This is a genomic window from Porphyromonas uenonis 60-3 (genome assembly GCF_000174775.1).
Classification (GTDB): domain Bacteria; phylum Bacteroidota; class Bacteroidia; order Bacteroidales; family Porphyromonadaceae; genus Porphyromonas; species Porphyromonas uenonis_A.
Genome location: NZ_ACLR01000084.1, coordinates 1 through 504 on the forward strand (window position 1 = coordinate 1; position 504 = coordinate 504).

Here is a 504-nt window from a genome sequence, read left to right on the forward strand (position 1 = left end):
CAATCACGGCTTCCAAGACCACCTGAACACCACCCCTAAGTACATCGCCACCGACCATTGCCGGCTCACCGTCTCAGACATAACCTACGTCAAGTGTTTAGGGGGCTTCGCATATCTCTCCCTGACGATGGATGCTTATAGCCGCATCATCACCGGCTTTGACCTGCAGCCCACGCTCTCCACAGAGGGCCCCTACAACGCACTAAAACAGACCGTTGACTTCTACCAAAAGCATGGCTTTGACCTCAAAGGACTCATCTTCCATAGCGACCGAGGCTGTCAATACGTCTCCAAGCAGATGACCGACTACGAGGCCAGCCTAGGCATCGTAACCAGCGTCACCCAGACAGGCAACCCTCTCCACAACGCTATGGCAGAGCGACTTAACGGGATCATCAAGAACGACTGGCTCTACAACTTTGAGGACAAACCCATAGAAGAAGTTCGAGAGATCCTCTCGCAAACGATTGCTCTCTATAACACAGCGCGTCCTCATCGAGCCCT

Annotated in this window: 1 protein-coding gene; it reads left to right on the forward strand. The window is 53.4% G+C overall.

What is annotated here, in order from left to right; genetic code table 11:
• A partial coding sequence (locus PORUE0001_RS02250; protein ID WP_039865337.1) for a DDE-type integrase/transposase/recombinase occupies positions 1–504 on the forward strand: 504 nt, incomplete at both ends.